This is a genomic window from Pseudomonas sp. A-B-19, assembly GCF_019947515.1.
Classification (GTDB): Bacteria; Pseudomonadota; Gammaproteobacteria; order Pseudomonadales; family Pseudomonadaceae; genus Aquipseudomonas.
Genome location: NZ_JAGYGN010000006.1, coordinates 234,832 through 249,053, shown reverse-complemented (window position 1 = coordinate 249,053; position 14,222 = coordinate 234,832). Strand labels below are relative to the sequence as shown.

At 61.2% G+C, this 14,222-nt stretch carries 11 protein-coding genes; 5 read left to right on the top strand and 6 right to left on the bottom strand.

Annotated features, from left to right (window positions below):
* Positions 1 to 31: 31 nt before the first annotated feature.
* Entirely contained in the window at positions 32 to 1,069 is a 1,038-nt protein-coding gene (locus KGA81_RS09570) for a patatin-like phospholipase family protein (protein WP_223545619.1), read from the top strand.
* Between the two features lie 156 nt (positions 1,070 to 1,225).
* On the opposite strand, the gene KGA81_RS09565 is transcribed toward KGA81_RS09570, so the two are convergent.
* The 6 genes from KGA81_RS09565 to kdpF all read right to left on the bottom strand — a co-directional run bounded on the left by KGA81_RS09565 (position 1,226) and on the right by kdpF (position 9,277).
* Positions 1,226 to 1,915 carry a response regulator gene (locus KGA81_RS09565; protein ID WP_223545618.1) on the bottom strand — a complete coding sequence of 230 codons (690 nt, stop codon included), beginning with the start codon at positions 1,913 to 1,915 and terminating at the stop codon, positions 1,226 to 1,228.
* A 48-nt stretch (positions 1,916 to 1,963) separates the two neighbouring features.
* Complete coding sequence (locus tag KGA81_RS09560; RefSeq protein ID WP_223545617.1) at positions 1,964 to 4,615, bottom strand: sensor histidine kinase; 2,652 nt, start codon at positions 4,613 to 4,615, stop codon at positions 1,964 to 1,966.
* Positions 4,616 to 4,734: 119 nt separating this feature from the next.
* Positions 4,735 to 5,280, bottom strand: a complete 546-nt coding sequence (kdpC, locus tag KGA81_RS09555; RefSeq protein ID WP_223545616.1) for a potassium-transporting ATPase subunit KdpC — start codon at positions 5,278 to 5,280, stop codon at positions 4,735 to 4,737.
* Between the two features lie 137 nt (positions 5,281 to 5,417).
* Positions 5,418 to 7,475 carry a potassium-transporting ATPase subunit KdpB gene (gene kdpB, locus KGA81_RS09550; protein ID WP_223545615.1) on the bottom strand — a complete coding sequence of 686 codons (2,058 nt, stop codon included), beginning with the start codon at positions 7,473 to 7,475 and terminating at the stop codon, positions 5,418 to 5,420.
* Between the two features lie 10 nt (positions 7,476 to 7,485).
* Positions 7,486 to 9,180 carry a potassium-transporting ATPase subunit KdpA gene (gene kdpA, locus KGA81_RS09545; RefSeq protein WP_223545614.1) on the bottom strand — a complete coding sequence of 565 codons (1,695 nt, stop codon included), beginning with the start codon at positions 9,178 to 9,180 and terminating at the stop codon, positions 7,486 to 7,488.
* A 13-nt stretch (positions 9,181 to 9,193) separates the two neighbouring features.
* Complete coding sequence (gene kdpF / locus KGA81_RS09540) at positions 9,194 to 9,277, bottom strand: K(+)-transporting ATPase subunit F (protein WP_223545643.1); 84 nt, start codon at positions 9,275 to 9,277, stop codon at positions 9,194 to 9,196.
* Positions 9,278 to 9,621: 344 nt separating this feature from the next.
* Here kdpF and rfbB point away from each other — a divergent pair, with 344 nt between their 5' ends.
* From rfbB to eat, 4 genes are all read left to right on the top strand, one after another.
* The gene (rfbB, locus tag KGA81_RS09535) at positions 9,622 to 10,704 is read left to right on the top strand and encodes a dTDP-glucose 4,6-dehydratase (protein ID WP_223545613.1); all 1,083 of its coding nucleotides are present in this window, start codon (positions 9,622 to 9,624) and stop codon (positions 10,702 to 10,704) included.
* Positions 10,701 to 11,576 (top strand): glucose-1-phosphate thymidylyltransferase RfbA, encoded by an 876-nt coding sequence (gene rfbA, locus KGA81_RS09530; RefSeq protein WP_223545612.1) that lies wholly within the window; start codon positions 10,701 to 10,703, stop codon positions 11,574 to 11,576. Before rfbB ends, rfbA begins: the two co-directional genes overlap by 4 nt.
* Before the next feature lie 46 nt (positions 11,577 to 11,622).
* A complete protein-coding gene (rfbD, locus tag KGA81_RS09525) occupies positions 11,623 to 12,492 on the top strand; it encodes a dTDP-4-dehydrorhamnose reductase (RefSeq protein ID WP_223545611.1) in 870 nt (289 codons plus the stop codon).
* Positions 12,493 to 12,751: 259 nt separating this feature from the next.
* Complete coding sequence (gene eat, locus KGA81_RS09520) at positions 12,752 to 14,116, top strand: ethanolamine permease (protein ID WP_223545610.1); 1,365 nt, start codon at positions 12,752 to 12,754, stop codon at positions 14,114 to 14,116.
* Positions 14,117 to 14,222: the final 106 nt, after the last annotated feature.

The window sequence follows — 14,222 nt, the reverse complement described above, 5'->3', positions numbered from 1 at the left end:
CATTGTTGAACCATTCGAACGAGGGCGATTCATGAAAAAGCGTGTCGCGCTGGTATTGGGCTCGGGTGGAGCCCGGGGTTATGCGCATATTGGGGTCATTGAAGAGATCGAGCGGCGCGGCTATGACATTGCCTGTGTCGCCGGTTGCTCCATGGGTGCGGTGGTGGGCGGGATCTACGCCGCCGGCAAACTCAATGATTACCGCGACTGGATCGAGAGCCTGGATTATCTCGACGTATTACGCCTGGTAGACGTCAGTTTTCGTCTGGGGGCGATTCGTGGCGAGAAAGTCTTCGGGCAAATCCGCAAGATCGTTGGCGAGATCAACATCGAAGACTTGCGCATCCCCTACACCGCCGTGGCTGCCGACCTGACCAACCAGCAGGAAATCTGGTTCCAGGAAGGTTGCCTGCATCAAGCCATGCGCGCCTCCGCGGCGATTCCCAGCCTGTTTACCCCGGTAATGCAGGGCAACCGCATGCTGGTCGATGGCGGCATTCTCAACCCGCTGCCGATCGTGCCGGTGGTGTCGAGCCATTGCGATTTGATCATCGCGGTCAATCTCAACTCCACTAACCAGCGCCAATATCAATTGCCGGTCATCCAGCGTCCGGCCGCCTTCAAGACCCGCTTCGACAGCCTGATCAACTCCCTCGGCTCGAAGCTGCCGTTCCGCCGCAAGCAGGCCGAGCAACTGTTGCTCCTCGAGCAGGAAGCCCTGAGGGCCGAAGGGGCAGACATCAATCCGTGGATCGAATCTGCCCAGCCCGAAGCGCAGCAACCCGCGGCCGCTCCGCAAACCGGTGGCGCGCCTCGCTCAGCCACCGGTTCGTTCATTATCGACAACGTCGGGCCGGCGTCCTTGCTGGATTTGATCAACCAGAGTTTCGAAGTGATGCAGACGTCGCTGGCGCAGTACAAGATTGCCGGGTATCCGCCGGACATCCTGATCAACGTGCCCAAACGCGTGTGTCGGTTTTTCGAGTTCTACAAGGCGCCGGAGCTGATCGCGCTGGGACGGGAGATTGCGCGGGATACGCTGGATCGGTATGAGAATGAGCAGAACTGAACGCCTGAAAGTTCTCGGGTGACTATCAGGGCCTCTTCGCGGGCAAGCCCGCTCCTACAGGGTTCGCGTCGTACACATGATTCGTGACCGACGCGGTCATTGTAGGAGCTGGCTTGCCCGCGAAAGCGCCAGATCAGTCACCACAAAATTTCAAAACTATTCACTCAACAACCGATACCCCACCCCAGCCTCAGTCACGATGAACCGTGGCCGGGTCGGGTCATCCGCCAGTTTCTGGCGCAAGTGCCCGACCACGATGCGCAGGTAATGAGTGTCTTCGGTGTGCGTCGGCCCCCAGATGTCCTTGAGCAATTGCTGCTGAGTGATCACCCGTCCGGAATGCCGCGCCAGTTGCGCCAGCACGGCGTATTCCTTGCGAGTCAGGGCGACCTCGACATCGTCGAGCAGCACTCGGCGATACGCCAGGTCGACCGTCAACGGACCAAAGGTCAGCGCCGCTTGTTGAACCTCGCCGACGGGTGCCTGGCGCAACAACGCACGAATCCGTGCCAGGAACTCCTGAATGCCGAACGGCTTGGTCACGTAGTCATTGGCACCGCCATCCAGGGCTTGGACCTTCTGCCCTTCACCGGCGCGCACTGAGAGCACCAGCACTGGCACCGTCGACCACTCGCGAAAATCGCGCAATACCTGTTGGCCGTCCATGTCCGGCAAGCCGAGATCGAGCACCAGCAAGTCCGGTTTGTTCAACGCGGCTTGTGCCAATCCTTCACTGCCGGTGCCGGCCTCCAGCACTTTATAGCCCTGTGAAGCGAGGCTGATGCGCAGGAATTTGCGGATTTGCGGTTCGTCGTCGATGACCAAAATGGTCGCAGTCTGGCTCATGAATTCACATCAACACAAAGAAGTGGCAAGAGAGTAGCGCAAGCACCATCAGGCTTCACTCTCGTATCCCGGCTGAGCCTGTAGCGGCAGGTGCAACGTGATGCAGGTGCCGCGCCCCTCGATACCGTCGGCAACGCTGATGCGCCCGCCATGGGCACCGACCATGCCCTGACAAATCGCCAGCCCCAACCCTGTACCCTGCCCGCCACGATCACCCCGCGCCGCGGTGTAGAACATGTCGAAAATCTTCGCCCGTTCCTCCTCCGGAATCCCCGGGCCCTCATCGCTGACCGAGAAAAACAGCTCACTTTCATCAGCCCCGGCGCGCAATTGCAAACGTCCGTGGGGTGGCGAAAACCGCGCGGCGTTTTCCAGTACGTTGACCAGTGCCTGTTCGATCAGCGCGGCATGGACGAACAGCAGCGGCAATTGCGCCGGTACTTCGGTACTGACCTGCAGCGACGCGAGTACCGCGCGCAAGCGATTGAGTGCACTGCCGACAATATCGGCCGGCGACACCCAGTCCCGCGCCAGTTTCAGCGCACCGTGGCCGAGCCGGGTCATGTCGAGCAGGTTTTGAATATAGCGGTCGAGACGTTCGGCTTCATCGCGGGTGCCTTCGAGCAACTCACGTCGATCCTCCAGCGGGATCGCCTCACCCAGCGCCAGCAGACTGTCGATACTGCCGCGCATGGAGGTCAACGGTGTGCGCAAATCGTGGGACACCGAAGCCAGCAAGGCGCTACGCAGTTGTTCGGTTTCGCCGTGCAGCCGCGCCGCTTCCAGATCATCGGCCAGTTGCGCCCGGGCCAGCGCCTGGGCCAGCGGCTGGCTCAGCGCGGTCAACAAGCGTCGGCGCTGGCCGCTCAGGGTCTGGCCTTCCCTGGCGCACACACCAAGCAACGCCAGCGGGCCGTCCTCCACCGACAACGGCCACCACCACCAGCGGCCGAACGGCAAGGTGCCGGTGCCTGCGCCCGCCGGTTGATCGTGCTGCCAGGCCCAATCGGCGGCGGCGCGTTCGGCTTCGGTGAACTCCAGGGGGCCACCGGTTTCGATTTTCCAGCCGTTTTGCCCGTCGCGATTGAGCAGACACAATTGCACATCGCTCCAGCCGTTGAGGTGCTGGGCGGCCGCGCTGACCACGGCCTGGCGGTCGGTGGCGGCGGTGAGTTTGCGCGACAGGTCGAGCAATTCGGTGGTCTCTTCCTGGGTATCGCGCAGTGCCTGCAATTGCCTGCGCTGGCGCGCCGCGAGGTTGCCGGTGAGGGCTGCCATCAGCAGGAAGAACAGCAGGGTCAGCACGTCTTCTTCGCGCTGGATGCTGAAAGAGAAATTCGGTGGAATGAACAGGAAGTCATAGGTCAGAAATGACAACGCCGCACAGGCCAGCGCCGGGCCGAGACTGCTGCGCACCGCCACCAGCAATACCGCCGCAAGGAACACCAGGGAGATGTTCGGCAGTGGCAGCACGCTCGCCACGGCCCAGGCCAAGGCGCTGGCCAGAACCGTCGCGACCGTGGCCAATGCGTAGTCGAACCAGACCAGTGAATGCATCGACCGCTGATGGGGTTGATGCGGTTGGTGATCGCTGTCGAGAACGTTGATCTCCAGCCCGCGCGCATTGCGCAGCAGCCGTGCTGCCAGCCCGCCACCGAACAGACGCCGGCGCAAACGCGGTCGGGACTGACCGACCAGCACCAGGCTGGCGCGGCGTTCGGCGGCATGCTGGATCAGGGTTTTCGCCACTTCACCGGCGCGCAGCAACACCACTTCGCCGCCCAGTCGTTCGGCCAGTTGCTGGGCGCTTTGCAGGCGCAGGCGCGACTGTTCGTCACGCACGCGGCCGTTGTCCACGTGCACCAGACTCCAGGGCAGGTGCCGCCGCTGGGCCACGCGGCTGGCATGACGCACCAGGCGCTCAGCCTGGGCATCGCCGTCGACGCCTACCAGCAATCGCCCGCGCACCGCTGGCGCCGCTTGTCCCAACTGACGATACCCTTGGGCCAGATCGTTATCGACCTGAGCTGCCGCAGTTTGCATCGCCAGCTCGCGCAGGGCCGTCAGGTTGGTCTGGGAAAAAAACGCGTCGATGGCCGCCCGCGCCTGCTCCGGTACATAGACCTTGCCATCGCGCAGTCGCTCCAGCAGCTCCCGTGGCGGCAAGTCGATCAGCAGCAGTTCGTAGGCTTCCTGCAACACCCAGTCCGGCAGGGTTTCGCGGACCTGCACGCCGGTGATGCCGCGCACCTGATCATTGAGGCTTTCCAGATGCTGGACGTTGACCGTGGTGTAAACGTCAATGCCGGCGGCAAGCAGTTCCTGAATGTCCTGCCAGCGTTTTTCGTGACGGCTGCCGGGGGCATTGGTGTGCGCCAGTTCGTCGACCAGCACCAGTTTCGGTTTGGCTTTGATCAGACCGTCGAGGTCCATTTCTTCAAGCAACACACCACGGTATTGCGAACGCACCAACGGCTGCTGCGGCAAGCCGCCGAGCAGGGCTTCGGTTTCGGCCCGGCCATGGGTTTCGACGACGCCGGCGATGACTTTCACCCCTTGGCGCAACTGGGTGTGGGCCGCTTGCAACATGGCGTAGGTCTTGCCGACACCCGGCGCGGCACCGAGAAACACTTTGAGCCGGCCACGACCATCGCGGGGCAGGTCTGCTAACAGCGCGTCGGCGCGGCCGGAGTTGCTCATTTTCGTTGCCTTGTCTGACTTGATATTTGGGTGTGGCATTAAAAGATCGCAGCCTGCGCCAGCTCCTACGCCAGATGGCGTACATCCTGCAGGAGCTGGCGAGGCCTGCGATTTTTGCTCTACAGGTTTTCCAGCGCCAGATTCAACTCAAGCACATTCACCACCGGCGGGCCTACCAGTGGTTGCTCGATGTGCGCGTCCAGCAGGTTTTGCAGTGTCGCTACCGGCAGGTTGCGCACCGTCGCGACACGCGCCAGTTGATAGGCAATCGCTGCCGGTGGCAAGTGCGGATCCAGACCGCTGCCGGAGGTAGTGACCAGCGCCAAGGGCACCGGCCCCTGGCTGGGCACCAGCAGTCTGCCGGCATCGTCGATGACCCGCGTGGCCAGCGCCGGGTTGCTCGGCGACAGGTTGCTGGCACTGCTCGACACGGTGGCAAAGGCACCGGCCGAAGGACGCGGATGGAACCAGGCGTCGCCAACGAAATCCTGGGCGATCAGCGAAGAGCCGCGGACCTTGCCCTCGGCATCACGCACCAGGCTGCCGTTGGCCTGATCCGGGAATACGACCTGGGCCACGCCGGTGACCACCAGTGGATAAGCGACGCCGGTGATCAGCGTCATCAGGAAGAGCAGGCTCAGGGCCGGGCGTATCAATGTGGACATCTCAAAATCCTCGAATTCGTAAAAACAACTGTAGGAGCGAGCTTGCTCGCGATGGATCTGAAGGCGCCGCGCTTTGTCAGAAATGGCGCGTTATCGTTAACGCCCATCGCGAGCAAGCTCGCTCCTACAGAGGGCGGTCAAACCAGATGCAACGCCGTCAACAGCATGTCGATGGCCTTGATGCCCACGAACGGCACCAGAATCCCGCCCAGGCCGTAGATCAGCAGATTGCGCCGCAGCAAGGCCGCCGCACTCGCCGCTTGAACCCGCACACCGCGCAGCGCCAGCGGAATCAGCACCACAATGATCAGGGCGTTGAACACGATCGCCGAGAGAATCGCGCTCTGCGGACTGCTCAGGTGCATCACGTTGAGCACACCCAGTTGCGGGTAGATCGCAGCGAACAGCGCCGGCAGGATCGCGAAGTACTTGGCCACGTCATTGGCAATGGAAAAGGTCGTCAGCGCACCGCGGGTCACCAGCAACTCCTTGCCGATCTGCACCACGTCCAGCAGCTTGGTCGGGTCGCTGTCGAGGTCGACCATGTTCGCCGCTTCACGGGCCGCTTGAGTGCCGTCGTTCATCGCCATGCCGACATCCGCCTGGGCCAGTGCCGGGGCATCGTTGGCGCCGTCGCCGCACATGGCGACCAGGCGACCGTCGTTTTGTTCGTGACGAATGCGCGCCAGCTTTTTCTCCGGCGTGGCTTCGGCCAGCACATCATCTACACCCGCCTCAGCGGCAATGGCAGCGGCGGTCAACGGGTTGTCGCCGGTGACCATGACCGTACGGATTCCCAACTTGCGCAGCTCGGCGAAACGCTCGCGGATACCGGGCTTGACCACGTCCTTGAGGTGGATCGCGCCAAGTAACGCGCCATCCGCACACACCAGCAACGGGGTGCCGCCGCTTTGGGCAATCTTGTCGATTTCACGGGACAAGGCCGGTGCCAGATCAGCACGCTTGAGGCCAACGAACGCCAGCAACGAATCCACCGCGCCTTTGCGGTACACGCGCCCCAGATAGTCGACACCGGACAGGCGGGTTTCGGCACTGAATGGCACGGCTGTCAGCATCTGAGCGCAGGGTTCCGGTTGCCGATGAATGCCACGCAGGTACTCGACGATCGACTTGCCTTCCGCAGTGTCATCGGCCAGCGAAGCCAGCAGTGCGCCTTCGGCCAGTTCCCTGGCTGTCACACCTGGTGCGGCATACACCGCCGAGCAACGCCGGTTACCGAAGGTGATGGTGCCGGTCTTGTCCAGCAGCAGCACGTGCACGTCCCCCGCCGCCTCCACCGCTCGACCGGACTTGGCGATCACGTTCAGCCGCACCAGGCGATCCATCCCGGCGATACCGATGGCCGACAGCAAACCGCCGATGGTGGTCGGAATCAACGTGACCAACAGTGCCGCCAGGAACACCAACGGCAGGCTGCCGTTGGCGAAGCGGGCGAACGGTTGCAGGGTCACGACCACCAGCAGGAAGATCAGGGTCAGGCCGATCAGCAGGATGTCGAGCGCCACTTCGTTCGGGGTTTTCTGCCGTTTGGCGCCCTCGACCAAAGCGATCATGCGGTCCAGGGTCGACTCACCGGGGTTGGCGGTAATCTTCACCAACAGCCAGTCAGACACCAGCCGCGTGTTGCCGGTGACGGCCGAGCGGTCGCCACCGGACTCACGAATCACCGGCGCCGATTCACCGGTAATCGCCGCTTCGTTGACCGCCGCGATGCCTTCGATCACCTCGCCGTCACCGGGGATCATCTCCCCGGCTTCGACGCGCACCACATCACCTTTGCGCAGGCTGGCGGCGGGCACCACCTGAAAGCTGCCGTTGCCGGTCTTGCGCCGGGCGCTGAGGCCTTCGCTACCGGCCTTGAGGCTGTCAGCGCGGGCCTTGCCGCGACCTTCGGCCAGGGCTTCGGCGAAGTTGGCGAACAGTACGGTGAACCACAGCCACACAGCGATTTGCGCGGCGACGAAGGTCGGCACGGCCGTGTCGGGCACGAAGCACAGGACGGTCGTCAGGATCGCGGTCAGTTCGACCACCAGCATCACCGGCGCACGTTGCAACTGCCGAGGGTCGAGCTTGACGAAGGCTTGCACCAGCGCCGGGCGCCAGAGGGCCGAGATTGCGGTTTTCGGTTGCTCCGCTGCCTTGACGGCGGCAGGCTTGATTGCAGGCATATTCATGATGGTTTCCTTAGAATCCCATGCTCAGATGTTCCGCGATTGGTCCCAATGCCAAAGTCGGCAGGAAGGTCAAACCACCCACCAGCAAAATGGTCACGGTCAGCAAGGTCACGAACAATGGACCGTGGGTCGGAAAGCTGTTTTGTCCGATCGGCGCGGTTTTCTTCATCGCCAGGCTGCCGGCCAGGGCCAGCACCGGGAGGATGTAGCCGAAGCGACCGATCAACATGCCCAGGCCCAGCATCAGGTTGTGGAAGGGGGTGTTGGCGCCGAAGCCACCGAAAGCCGAACCGTTGTTGGCACTGGCCGAGGTGTAGGCGTAGAGCATCTGACTGAAACCATGAGCACCGGGGTTGCTCACGGCGGCCACCGGGCCTGGCAGGCTGGCGGCGATCGCGCCGAGCACCAGTACGCCAATCGGCATGACCATCAGGGTCAGCACCAGCAATTGCACTTCTTTGGCCTGCAATTTCTTGCCGAGGTATTCCGGAGTACGACCGATCATCAGGCCGGCGAGGAACACCGCGATCAACACGTTGAGCAACATGCCGTAAAGCCCGGCGCCAACACCGCCGAAGATCACTTCGCCGACCATCATGTTGACCAGCGCCACCATGCCGCTCAGTGGGTTGAGGCTGTCGTGCATGCCGTTGACCGAACCGTTGGACGCGGCGGTGGTGGTCACCGACCACAGTACCGTGGCGGTAGTGCCGAAACGTGCTTCCTTGCCTTCCAGCGGCGCGGTCTGTTCGACAGCGACGTTGTTCAACGCCGGGTTCGGCTGGTATTCAGCCCACAGCGAGGTCGCACCACCGATCAGGAACAGCGCCAACATGCAGGCGATGATCGCGCGGCTCTGGCGCAGGTCCTTCACGTAATGGCCAAAGGTGAAGACCAGCGCGGCGGGGATCAGAATGATCGACGTCATTTCAAACAGGTTGCTCCACGCCGTCGGGTTCTCGAACGGATGCGCCGAGTTCACGCCGAAGAAGCCGCCACCGTTGGTGCCCAGTTGCTTGATCGCAATCTGACTGGCCGCCGGGCCAAGGGGAATGACCTGGTCGACGCCTTGCACCGTCACCGCATTCACATACTGCGCGAAGGTTTGCGGCACGCCTTGCCAGACCAGATACAGCGCCAGCAGCAGGCACAGCGGCAGCAGGCCATAGAGGGTGGCGCGGGTCATATCGACCCAGAAGTTGCCAAGCGATGCCGTGGATTGGCGACCGATGCCGCGGCACAGCGCAACCAGTACGGCCAGACCGGTGGCGGCGCTGACGAAGTTCTGCACAGTGAGGCCGACCATCTGGCTCAGATAACTCAGCGACGCTTCGCCGCTGTAGGACTGCCAGTTGGTGTTGGTCATGAAACTGACGGCGGTGTTGAACGCCTGCGTCCACTCCTGGCCCGGCAGATTCTGCGGGTTCAGCGGCAAGTGGCCCTGGAGCATCAGGATCGCGAACAGCAGCACGAAACCCGCGAGATTGAAGGCGAGCAAGGCCAGCGCGTACTTCTGCCAGCTCTGTTCGGCCTGTGGATCGACGCCGGCCAGACGATAACAACCGCGCTCGACCGGGCCGAGAATCGGCGTCAGCCAGGTGCGCCGCCCTTCCATCACCTTGTAGTAGAAGCGCCCGAGAAACGGCGCCGGGACCAATACCAGGGCGAAAAACCCGAGGACCAGCCAATAGTCATAACTGTGCATAGCCGCTCCTGGTTCAGTCCGTGCGCAGCAGCGCAATCAACAGATAAATGAACAGCCCCACTGCCAGCAGCAGTGACACCCCGTCCAGAACGCTCATGGAAGTTCTCCGTGTTACGGCGTATTGCCGCGTGTGGAGTCATTGTCGGAAAGGAGGCTGTAAAGGAACGAGACCGAGGGTGCACACGGGGCATAAAGAATGCGTAAAAAGTGGGTTTACGCAGGGATTACAGGGTGCGGGAGGATGCTCCGGTGCGCAGAAAACCGGACGTGTTGTAATTAGTGCTCCAAATTGTGCGCCAGAGTAGTGAGTGACGACTGCAAGTCGTGGATAATCCAGCCTGATTGGCGCGACGCAACCCTACGGGGTCAAGAACTCTTGCACCTCCCCGCTCGCGCCTGCAAGCTACCGCCATTCGCATTACTGAAAAAGGCTGGCCCAACGTGCGTATCCTTATTACCGGCGGAGCCGGTTTCATAGGCTCGGCCCTTGTCCGCGAGCTGATTCGACACACTGAGCATGAAGTGCTCAACCTGGACAAACTGACCTATGCCGGCAATCTCGAATCGCTGACCAGCATTGCCAACGACACTCGCTACGAGTTCGTTCAGGCCGATATCGTTGATCAGGCGACCGTCAGTGCAGTGCTGGCGCGTTTCCGGCCTCACGCGATCATGCACCTGGCAGCAGAGTCCCACGTCGATCGTTCCATCGACGGGCCATCGGAATTCATCCAGACCAATATCGTCGGCACCTACAGCCTGCTCGAAGCCGCCCGCGCCTATTGGCAAGCCCTGCCGGAGCCAGAGAAAAGCGCCTTTCGCTTTCATCACATTTCCACTGACGAGGTATACGGCGACCTGCACGGTGTCGACGATCTGTTTACGGAAACGACGCCCTACGCGCCGAGCTCCCCCTACTCCGCCAGCAAGGCAGCGTCCGACCACCTGGTCCGCGCCTGGCAGCGAACCTATGGCTTGCCGGTGCTGCTGACCAATTGCTCGAACAATTACGGGCCGTTCCACTTCCCCGAGAAACTGATTCCGCTGGTCATTCTCAATGCCTTGGCCGGCAAGCCGCTGCCGGTATATGGCAATGGCCTGCAAGTGCGCGACTGGCTGTTCGTCGAAGATCACGCCCGGGCACTGCTCAAAGTGGTGAGCACCGGCACCGTCGGCGAGACCTACAACATAGGCGGGCACAACGAGCAAAAGAACATCGACGTGGTGCAGGGCATCTGCGCCCTGCTTGAAGAACTGGCACCGCACAAACCTGAGGGCGTTGCGCACTACGCCGACCTGATCACGTTTGTCCAGGATCGCCCTGGTCATGACCTGCGCTACGCAATCGATGCCAGCAAGATTGAACGCGAACTGGGCTGGGTGCCCGAAGAGACCTTCGCAACCGGCCTGCGCAAAACCGTTCAGTGGTACCTGGACAATATGCAATGGTGCCGCCGCGTTCAAGACGGCAGCTATCAGGGTGAACGCCTTGGCGCCATCAATCCCAAGGAGCGGCTTGCATGATGAAAGGTATCGTTTTGGCGGGTGGCTCGGGCACGCGCCTGCACCCGATTACGCTCGGCGTGTCGAAACAGCTGTTGCCGGTCTACGACAAACCAATGATCTACTATCCGGTGTCGGTGCTGATGCTGGCCGGCATCAAGGATATTCTGCTGATCTCCACTCCGCAGGATCTGCCGCAGTATCGCAATCTGCTGGGTGACGGCAGTCAGTTCGGGGTGAACTTCAGCTTTGCCGAGCAGCCATCACCGGATGGTCTGGCCCAGGCGTTCCTGATTGGCGAAGAGTTCATTGGCGATGACCCTGTGTGTCTGATCCTGGGTGACAACATCTTCCATGGTCAGCACTTTGGCGAACAATTGCAGAATGCGGCAAAACGCTCCTGCGGCGCCACCGTGTTCGGATACTGGGTCAAAGACCCCGAGCGCTTCGGTGTCATTGATTTCGACAGCGACGGCCGTGCTCTTTCGATCGAAGAAAAACCGAAAAAGCCGAAATCCAGTTATGCCGTGACCGGCCTGTATTTCTACGACAACGATGTGATCGAGATCGCCAAGGCGGTGAAACCTTCGCCTCGCGGCGAGCTGGAAATCACCGACGTCAACAACGTCTATCTGCAACGTGGCGATCTGCAGGTCGAGCGTTTTGGTCGAGGTTTTGCCTGGCTCGACACCGGCACCCACGATAGCTTGCTCGAAGCCTCTCAATACGTGCAAACCATCGAACACCGCCAGGGCCTGAAAGTAGCCTGTCTCGAAGAGATAGCCTATGAAAACGGCTGGATCAACCGCGAACAGTTGCTGGAGCGCGCCCGGTACTTCGGCAAAACCGGATATGGCCAGTACCTGGCCAAATTGGCGGGGGAAGAGCAATGAACCTGTGCGAGCCCGACTTGCCCGGTAACGAGACGGAGCTGCGCCCGTGAAAATACTCGTCAATGGCCGGCACGGTCAGGTTTCACATGAGTTGCAACGACGACTGGGGACTGTTGGCGAACTGATCGTATTGGGTCGCGATCAGCTCGATCTCGCGCAACCCGATCAGATTCGCCGTCAGGTGCAAAACCTCCGACCCGACCTGATCATCAACGCCGCGGCCCATACAGCGGTTGATCTGGCAGAAAGTGAACCGCTATCAGCCTTTGCCATTAACGCGACCGCTCCGGGCATCCTCGCCGAAGAAGCGCTGGCTCTCGACATCCCGCTGATACATTACTCCACGGACTATGTATTCGACGGGACGAAAGCCGGACCTTACAACGAGGACGACACGCCCAATCCGCTCGGGGTGTATGGCAAGAGCAAACTGGCCGGTGAGCAGGCCATCAGGAACGTGCAAGGTAAACACCTGATCCTGCGTACCAGTTGGGTCTATTCAACTCATGGCCGTAACTTTCTGCTGACAATGCAACGTTTGCTGCAAGAAAAACCGGAGTTACGTGTAGTCGCCGATCAAATCGGAGCACCTACCTGGGCCGGCACAATCGCCAACAGCACCCTTGCCCTGATTGAACACTGGCAGGCGAACGAAGTTACCAACTGGGGTACCTATCACCTGACCGCTCAAGGTGAGACCTCCTGGTTTGGCTTCGCCCAGGCAATCGGCGAAGCACTGCGACAACGGGGCAAGCCCTGCGCCAACCTGATTCCGATCCCGTCCAGCGACTACCCGACACCCGCCGCCCGACCGCTCAACTCGCGCCTGGATTGCAGCCGCTTGCAGCGCGATTGGGGTGTCAGTCAACCTGACTGGCAAACGGCGTTGCGCGAGTGCCTCACTCTGCAAGCCTGAGCATCAACCGCTGCCCGCACCTGAATTGAAATACCAAACCTGCGCTTTACGGCGGTGTCGGGCAGCGGGCTTGCGGGTTTGCTCGCGAAAGCGGCATTCAAACCCGCGCCGCCCCTGACTGATGCACAAAATTCGCGCATCCTGTGGCGAACATCCCCGATACGACGCCTTTCATCCCATTACGACGCACCATCGTGAAATGGCACGTCCACTGCACTGGCCTCCCCCGAGCTTTCCAAACCACTCAGGGAGCAAAAACATGAACACACAACTCAAGCCCACGCTGGGCACCTTGCACTTGTGGGGCATTGCGGTAGGGCTGGTGATTTCCGGAGAGTATTTCGGCTGGAGCTATGGCTGGGGCGTGGCCGGGACATTAGGTTTTCTGGTGACCTCGTTCATGGTCGCCACCATGTACACCTGCTTCATCTTCAGTTTCACCGAACTGACCACCGCCATTCCTCACGCCGGCGGTCCCTTTGCCTACAGCCGTCGCGCCTTTGGCGAAAAAGGCGGGTTGATCGCCGGGCTGGCGACACTGATCGAATTCGTCTTCGCCCCGCCAGCGATTGCCCTGGCCATCGGCGCCTACCTCAACGTGCAGTTTCCAGCCCTGGACCCGAAACACGCGGCAGTCGGCGCCTATATCGTGTTCATGGGCCTCAACATCCTCGGCGTGAAACTGGCGGCGACCTTCGAGCTGGTGGTCTGCGTGTTGGCGGTCGCCGAATTGCTGGTGTTCATGGGCGTAGTCGCGCCAGCGTTCAGCTTCAGCAATTTCGCCCTCAATGGCTGGGCCGGTTCCGACGTGTTCGGCGCCCCGGCGCTTGCCGGGATGTTCGCGGCGATCCCTTTTGCCATCTGGTTCTTCCTTGCCATCGAAGGTGCAGCCATGGCCGCCGAAGAAGCCAAGGACCCGAAACGCACGATCCCCAAGGCTTACATCAGCGGCATCTTGACCCTGGTGTTGCTGGCGATGGGGGTGATGTTCTTCGCCGGTGGCGTCGGTGACTGGCGCACCCTGTCAAACATCAACGACCCACTGCCGCAGGCAATGAAAACCGTGGTCGGCGAAAGCTCGGGCTGGTTGCACATGCTGGTATGGATCGGCCTGTTCGGCCTGGTGGCGAGCTTTCACGGAATCATTCTTGGCTACTCACGGCAGTTCTTCGCCCTCGCCCGGGCCGGTTACCTGCCCGCGTCCCTGGCCAGATTGTCGCGCTTTCAAACCCCGCACCGGGCAATCGTCGCCGGCGGTGTCATCGGCATTGCAGCCATCTACAGCGACGGCGTGATCAACCTCGGCGGCATGACACTGACCGCTGCGATGATCACCATGGCCGTGTTCGGCGCCATCGTGATGTACATCATGAGCATGCTCAGCCTTTTCAAACTGCGTAAAACCGAGCCGAACCTGGAACGCACCTTCCGCGCCCCGTGCTACCCCCTGGTGCCGTTCATTGCATTGATGCTGGCGGTGGTGTGTCTGGTGGCGATGGCCTGGTTCAATACGTTGATCGGTCTGATCTTTCTGGGCTTCATGGTGGCAGGTTTCGTGTACTTCATGCTCACCGCGCAATTGCGCGCCAATGCGCCGGCGGATGCGATGTTGACCGGACATTAAAAGCGTTCGAGTGAACCTTGAACAACAGGCATAGAATGGGGGTGATAGCGACGGAACTGCGATGAAACCCCATCACTCAAAATGATATGTACGATCGGTTGGCGAA